This is a genomic window from Limosilactobacillus sp. DJ3M12 (assembly GCF_947381695.1).
Lineage (GTDB): Bacteria > Bacillota > Bacilli > Lactobacillales > Lactobacillaceae > Limosilactobacillus > Limosilactobacillus kinnaridis.
In genome coordinates, this window is record NZ_CANCWY010000015.1 from 40,807 (window position 1) to 48,042 (window position 7,236).

Consider the following 7,236-nt stretch of genomic DNA (forward strand, 5'->3'; position numbering starts at 1 on the left):
CTTAGTATAACCTGCTTAATTAATTTTGAGTAGCCCCCTGCTTATTTTGCGAATTAGGATTACCGTTGTCATTTGGATCAAGCAAATACTCTTCAATTAACCGTACAATCTGTTTATTTTGTGGCAAGTTAGAGTGTTGAGCATCTTTTCCCGTGACCGTCATACTCGTATAATGGGCCACTTGTTTTTGATAAATGTACTTACCGGCATCGACGCTTCCTTCTGGGACGAGACCATCCGATGTATAAGTTTCTGTCCCTGCGACCGAATAAACTAATAAGTTTTTAGGAATTCGACTTCGATACTTTACAAAATCAGAAAACATTTGCGTCGGATGGCTAACAGAAGACTCCGCAAAGTTGTATGGCGTTCCCAGTATCATTAGCCTTTTAATTGTAATCGCATCTTTATATTCAGAGTAGTAATGTTCCAACCAATAAGTCCATACTAGACCCCCATTGGAATGGCCAAACGCCTTAAAGTTATTAAAATTATACTCTTCCGTCAATCGTTCAAATGCTTTATTAACCATTTGCGCTTGTTTCTTTATATTTTGATAGCCATCGCGATTATTCTCAAAGCCAATCACGATAATCGGCTCGTTATCGCCGCGATTTATCCATCCTTGCGAAACAATTTTACCGCTGTTCATTACTTCTAAGCGCAACACACTATGTTTTTTAGGGCTATCCTCGTTAAGTTTACGAATAAGTGGATTAAAGCGGTTTTGTGTTGCTGAGCTTCCAGGAACCATAATTATCGGCGACATTCTAGAATTATGTTGGGCAGCTAAATATTTATTTGTATCTTTCATCCAATAATATGCTGGAATTGCCATTAGGACTAAGATCAATATTAGGCCAATCAATACTAAACGAGTGTGGAGAATTGATTTAGTCATTTTTTTCATGACTGATCACGTCCTGTTCTGCTAATGTTAAGCGATTTTCAACGACTAAGGCCATTTTTACAAAGGGGATATAGGCAGCGCTATCGATTAAAAGCAATACCAAGGTAAAAATCAAAATTCCCCAATTACCATTTGTCCCCAAAAAACTAATAAGGGGTCCCGGTGTCCCCTGCAAAACCGGGTAAGGCGTTGAAGGTATTAAGTGAATCGCAATCGCTAAACTGGCAAGGAGAATGTTTACAATCGGTAAGAAGACAAATGGGATCAGAAATAAGGGATTAAATACAACCGGTAAGCCAATCATTGCCGCATAATTAAAATTAAATAGTGTTGGTAAGGCCGTCCACTGGGCAACACAATGCATATAGGAGCCATTAGAAGTTAACAGAATGGCAACTATCAAGGCAAGGATCAATCCATCGCCCCCAAAGTTAGCAAATGAATTATAAAGAGAACTGCCTAAAAACTCATACGGTACATTCCACGGAGTTCCATGAGCGAGCGCATAGTTCAAGTTAGCAGTAAATGAATCTCCAGAGGTTAACGCCATCGAAGTGTATGGAACACCTAATCCTAACCAATCAAATATTGTTAGCCCCATTGTAGCTAATAACGTCAGCCATAATTGCCGATGCTCTTGGGCAGTCGTAACTAACGTGGAGTAACTTGTTGACCAAGCATGATAGATTGTGTTGGAATTTAAGAAAAGAGCAACCGTCACTCCAAAAATAAGACTAATTGTCATTGGCAGCATTGAACTAAATGATCGTTCCTGTAATAACGGCAACGCATTGGTATTATCACCATCTTTGGGCGGGGTTAACCACCGGTAAAGCTGGCCGATTCCGTAACCAAGAATTAAAACGATTAACAAACTATTGCCACTGAGGAGCCGTTGATAAAAGCTAAGGGAAAATTGCGGGGACGACTTGCCATAACGATAAGACATTAGTAAAAGGGTCAAAATAGCGGTTATTCCGGCAAATTTACCGTCTCGCCGATACCTTTTCGCTGTAAATTTTGCTGCCATATAAACAGTATAAATTCCTAGAATCCCTAAGGTTAATTGACTAATGCTAGTTAACATAAATTGAATAATCCGCAACACGTTCTGTGGTATTACATCAAGAAAAGCAATATTATAAATAAATCCATCTGGTTTAAAAACAGTTTTCAAAATCATCTTTGCCATCGTTCCAATAAAAACAATGGGAAAAATCATAATTAATGTCTGCCGGGTTATTCTAACAAAAGAATAACGATGCAGAGCAATTATTCGATTAATTATTTTTTCATGCATAGGTAGCCCCCACTTTCTCAATTATCAATATTATATGCAGAGAAAGATCAATACTTAAAGACGCAAAATAACGTTAATAATGATTTATTAGACTTAATTCAAAAAAAGCCGGGAAAAACTTTCGCTTTTCCCGGCTTTTTTGAATTATAAGAAGTTCGATTACTTGAGACCGTACTTCTTGTTGAACTTGTCGACAGCACCGTCGGCTTGAGTAAACTTTTGCTTACCAGTGTAGAATGGGTGTGAATCTGAAGTAACTTCAACCCGAATTAATGGGTATTCGTTACCGTCTTCCCACTTAACAGTTTCACTTGAAGTGGCTGTTGAGCCAGAGAGAAACTTGTAACCAGTAGATGAATCTTCAAAAACTACTGGATGATAATCTGGATGAATTCCTTGTTTCATAATTTATTACGCTCCTTTTGCCATGAATCATTGCCTGAAACATAGATAATCAACTCTAACAGGATACCACGATTTAAAGAAGTACGCAACTTCTAACCAATTTTTACTGAAGAATCGTCCTCAATAGAAACATTGGCATGAAGGCGATTAAGCTTCCATACAATTCGATCGTAACCCCGTAAAATATTTCCGGCATTATTAATTACAGTCTGTCCATCTGCCATTAATCCAGCAATGGTTAAAGCTGCTCCGGCACGAATCTCACCTGCAGAGACTTCTGCGCCATGAAGCTTTTCTGTATGTTTAACGATAATCATCCCATCATGTGCTTCAATCTTCATCCCCATTTTTTGTAGTTGGGAAATGTGCTTTACACGCTTGGGATAAATGGTATCAACAATCGTACTATCACCATCAGCAAGAGACATCAATGGGGTAAGCGGTTGTTGTAAATCAGTAGCAAAACCAGGGAATGGCATTGTCTTAACAGTAACCGGATGTAAATGACTGGATTTTGGTACATAAATCTTATCGCTATCGATTTGAAGTTCAACACCCATTTCAATCATTTTACTGGTAAATGATTCTAAGTGTTCAGGAATAACATTATGGATCATAACCCCATCACCAAGCGCTGCTGCCAAGGATAGGTATGTTCCTGCTTCAATTCGATCAGCAATAATTGTATGAGTATTCATTGACTGAAGTGTTTTTACTCCAGTGATACGGATAGTATCGGTTCCAGCACCCCGAATTTTGGCGCCCATATTATTTAAGAATGTTGCCAAATCAATAATTTCCGGCTCACGAGCTGCATTTTCAATAATCGTTGTTCCTTCAGCGCGAACAGCTGCTAAGGTAGCATTAATCGTTGCACCAACTGATACCATATCTAAAAAGATCCGAGACCCATGTAAGCCATTCGGCGCATCTAAATGAACAGTACCCTTTTCTTCGCTAACGGTTGCTCCAAGTGCTTTAAATGCTTTTAAATGTTGGTCAATTGGGCGAGGGCCGATATTATCGCCTCCCGGAAATGTTAATGTCGCGCGATGGAAACGACCTAATAATGCACCCATAAAGTAATAGGAAGCCCGAAGACTTTTAATTGCCTTGCTTGGAAGTTCAGCTTCTACGATTTGTGTTGGATCAATATCTAAAACTCCGTGACTAAACTCGGACTTTACATTCATTGACTCCAAAATAATCATCAGATTGTGAACATCCAAGATATCTGGAACCGTGTCAAACTCTACAGGGGTATCCGCAAGAATAGCAGCTGGAATTAATGCCACTGTACTATTTTTGGCACCACCGATCGTAACTTCGCCAGAAAGACGGTTTCCTCCTTGAATGATCATTTTCTTCATTTCTGCGTTTCCTCACTTAAAAATTTTAGTCTGTTTTTCATTTAAGCTAAGTTAATGATTATTTCAGTTACAAAACAGTCAACTGTAATAATAATGAAATATCAAGAGAATTACAACCTTTTATAAACAATCTTAAAAAAAAACATAAGGTCAGGCCAAAAATTAGCATATTTAACTTAAAATTTAATAATTCTACTAAACAAAAAACAAGAGAAGTGACATTCTTGCCCCCATCTCTTGTATTAAATATATTATACAATTTAATTTTTTATTTGTCCTCAGCAGCTGCTTTTACAAATGCAGCAAATAATCCTTCTGGATGATTAGGACGCGACTTGAATTCTGGGTGGTATTGAGCAGCCACGAAGAATTTTTTATCAGGAATTTCAACTACTTCAACTAAATTCCGATCTGGGTTTACTCCAGAAATAACTAAGCCATGGTTTTCCATTTCTTGACGGTAGTCGTTGTTGAATTCATAACGGTGACGGTGCCGTTCACTGATCATTGATTGGTTACCATAAGCCGCTGCCGCAACTGTTCCTGGCTTAAGCTTACATGGATATGCACCAAGCCGTTGTGTTCCTCCCATATTTTCAATGTCCGCTTGATCTGCCATCAAGTCAATAATATTGTGTTTAGTGTTTGTATCAAATTCAGTTGAGTTTGCATCAGTGTAGCCCAATACATCGCGTGCAAATTCAATACATGCTGTTTGCATTCCTAAGCAAATACCGAGATAAGGAACATCATTTTCCCGAGCATACTTAATTGCAGTGATCATTCCTTCTACTCCCCGATTTCCAAAACCACCAGGAACAAGAATCCCATCGTAGTCTTTCAATGTCTCTTCAACATTTTCTGGAGTAATGTTTTCAGCATTAAAGTGGTCAATCTTTACCTTAGCATTGACAGGATAACCAGCATGACGTAATGATTCATTAACTGAAATATAAGCATCCTGTAAGTCAGTATACTTACCAACCATCGCAATCTTAACGGTCTTAGTTAAGTCATGTTCAATATGATTTACCATTTCAGTCCATTCTGTCATGTCAGCTTCTGGCACGTTTAAACCAAAGTGGTCGACAACCAATTGATCCATTCCTTGCTTTTGTAAGTTTAACGGAATTTCATAAAGGGTATGAACATCCATCGATTCAACAACGGCTTTAGGATCAACATCACAGAATAAGGCGATCTTCTTCCGCATATCATCAGTAATTGGTTGCTCTGTCCGAACAACTAAAATGTTAGGTTGGATTCCTAAACCACGTAATTCGCGAACACTGTGTTGAGTTGGCTTAGTCTTCATTTCACCAGCAGCACGAAGATATGGTACTAAGGTAGTATGGATGTACAATACATTTTCACTACCCACTTCTTCTTTCATTTGGCGAATAGCTTCCATGAATGGTTGTGATTCAATGTCCCCAACTGTACCACCAATTTCGGTAATTACAACTTCAGCATCAGTACTTTCACCAGCACGCTTAATCTTGTCCTTAATGGCATTAGTGATGTGTGGAATAACTTGTACTGTCCCACCAAGGTAATCCCCACGGCGTTCCTTACGAAGAACTTCAGAGTAGATTTTACCCGTTGTAACATTTGAATATTTATTAAGATCATTATCGATAAAACGTTCATAGTGACCAAGGTCCAAATCAGTTTCTGTTCCGTCATCAGTCACAAAAACTTCACCGTGTTGGTATGGACTCATCGTACCGGGATCAACATTGATGTAAGGATCGAATTTTTGGATTGCAATCTTCAGGCCCCGATTTTTTAATAACCGTCCTAAAGAGGCAGCAACGATTCCCTTTCCTAATGATGATACAACTCCACCGGTTACAAAAATGTATTTCGTCATTGTCGTCTACTCCTTTTTTATATTTGCGGGTGTGATAATAGAAAAAACTCCCTATTTCAAATAAAACACTGAAACAGGGAGCTTATTTATCTACGAACTTATTGGCCTGTTTTTACAGGCGCCCAAGAAAAATAATACAGGGTCAATAAATAATAGTCAAGCACAAAGTTGAAAATCATTCGTCATCCTCGTCTTCATCTTCTTCATCATGTAATTCTGATAGCTGACCTTCAATACCGTCGTCAAGATCATCATCGTCGTCACTGAAGTCATCAGTGTCGTCATCATAATCATCTTCAGAATCAGTGTCATCGTCAGTATCAAGATCCTCATCTTCAGGATCATCATTGTCATAGTCAATTACATCGTCATCGTCATCGGTGTCTGCGAGGAAAGCATTGACTTTACGCCGCTTCTTCTTTGGACGATCATCCTCTTCATCTTCTTCGTTTTCACCAACTGTGGCTTCATCGATAGATTCGAATGGGTACCAAGCACGCAGACCCCAGGTGTTGTCACCAAGGGAAATAAAACTGCCATCAACATTTAAGTCAGTATAGAACTGTGCAAGACGTTCACGAATTTCCTCATCGCTCTTACCCAGATATTGCTGAACCTCGTTGGTTAAATCAACAAACGCCATTGCTTCTCCATGGTGAGCTAAAATAGCGTGTGCGACTTCAATCATTGAAAGTTCTGATTTGTCCTGACCGTCAAAAACCTTTAAATCCAAATTGGTGCACATCCCTTCAAAAAGTCTAAACTACATCATACAATATTAAGCAGCAAATTGCAATTCTAGTTGGTAACTACCTATTAATTGTCCCGCTTGTTTTAGTTGGTACTTAACAGAAAGGTGGCCAGCCGGAGCCTTTACATCAACGTCTTTTTCCAAACTTTCTGTTAACACGTCAATTTTAATCATACCGTATTCTGTTTGGTACCGCATGATGGTTTCTTGTGTTGGGTCTAAAAATAGGTTTGTTTCGACATTTCCACGCCTTCTTAAGCGGATTAGCTCATCTTCAAATTTAATTTGGACCGGCGTTTCTTGACCATCTTGGTGTTCAATGTACCGTAAATAATACTTACCATTCATTTCAACAAAAGTACCTTCTTCAGTAAAGGTAAATTTTTCTTGCTGTCCATTTTGATCAATGATCGTTGAGAGATTTACATGAACAGGAATTACACTTTTGATAATAAACTCCTCCTTTCACTTTGCTCATCGTCATTATTATACTCTTTTTACCATTGAACTACTCCCACTTAGCTAAACCTACGGTTTAATGCTTGAAGTAGGAGATTCTGGAAACATCGCATACTTACCCTACCGATTCTGAACGAACCTTCAAGCAGAGGTTACGACTATTAGCCA

General features: G+C 38.6%; 7 protein-coding genes. All 7 read right to left on the reverse strand.

The window, feature by feature from the left end:
* Positions 1-19 precede the first annotated feature (19 nt).
* Positions 20-910: an alpha/beta hydrolase gene (locus QOS06_RS08015; protein WP_003671281.1), complete on the reverse strand. Its 891-nt coding sequence runs from the start codon at positions 908-910 to the stop codon at positions 20-22.
* Positions 894-2,210 (reverse strand): PTS transporter subunit EIIC, encoded by a 1,317-nt coding sequence (locus QOS06_RS08020; RefSeq protein ID WP_003671283.1) that lies wholly within the window; start codon positions 2,208-2,210, stop codon positions 894-896. The genes QOS06_RS08015 and QOS06_RS08020 overlap by 17 nt, the downstream gene beginning before the upstream one ends.
* Before the next feature lie 159 nt (positions 2,211-2,369).
* A complete protein-coding gene (locus QOS06_RS08025; RefSeq protein WP_003665599.1) occupies positions 2,370-2,615 on the reverse strand; it encodes a type B 50S ribosomal protein L31 in 246 nt (81 codons plus the stop codon).
* Positions 2,616-2,707: 92 nt separating this feature from the next.
* Positions 2,708-3,985, reverse strand: coding sequence for a UDP-N-acetylglucosamine 1-carboxyvinyltransferase (murA, locus tag QOS06_RS08030; protein ID WP_003671285.1), 1,278 nt, complete (start codon positions 3,983-3,985; stop codon positions 2,708-2,710).
* A gap of 268 nt (positions 3,986-4,253) precedes the next feature.
* The gene (gene pyrG, locus QOS06_RS08035) at positions 4,254-5,858 is read right to left on the reverse strand and encodes a CTP synthase (RefSeq protein WP_003671286.1); all 1,605 of its coding nucleotides are present in this window, start codon (positions 5,856-5,858) and stop codon (positions 4,254-4,256) included.
* A 175-nt stretch (positions 5,859-6,033) separates the two neighbouring features.
* Complete coding sequence (rpoE, locus tag QOS06_RS08040; RefSeq protein ID WP_172401344.1) at positions 6,034-6,591, reverse strand: DNA-directed RNA polymerase subunit delta; 558 nt, start codon at positions 6,589-6,591, stop codon at positions 6,034-6,036.
* A gap of 45 nt (positions 6,592-6,636) precedes the next feature.
* A complete protein-coding gene (locus QOS06_RS08045; RefSeq protein WP_035160025.1) occupies positions 6,637-7,047 on the reverse strand; it encodes a YwiB family protein in 411 nt (136 codons plus the stop codon).
* Positions 7,048-7,236 lie beyond the last annotated feature (189 nt).

What these genes read in the sequence shown, in the direction of transcription:
- QOS06_RS08015 (WP_003671281.1), bottom strand. Translation starts at nt 910, where the DNA reads ATGAAAAAAATGACTAAATCAATTCTCCACACTCGTTTAGTATTGATT.
- QOS06_RS08020 (WP_003671283.1), bottom strand. Translation starts at nt 2,210, where the DNA reads ATGCATGAAAAAATAATTAATCGAATAATTGCTCTGCATCGTTATTCT.
- QOS06_RS08025 (WP_003665599.1), bottom strand. Translation starts at nt 2,615, where the DNA reads ATGAAACAAGGAATTCATCCAGATTATCATCCAGTAGTTTTTGAAGAT.
- murA (WP_003671285.1), bottom strand. Translation starts at nt 3,985, where the DNA reads ATGAAGAAAATGATCATTCAAGGAGGAAACCGTCTTTCTGGCGAAGTT.
- pyrG (WP_003671286.1), bottom strand. Translation starts at nt 5,858, where the DNA reads ATGACGAAATACATTTTTGTAACCGGTGGAGTTGTATCATCATTAGGA.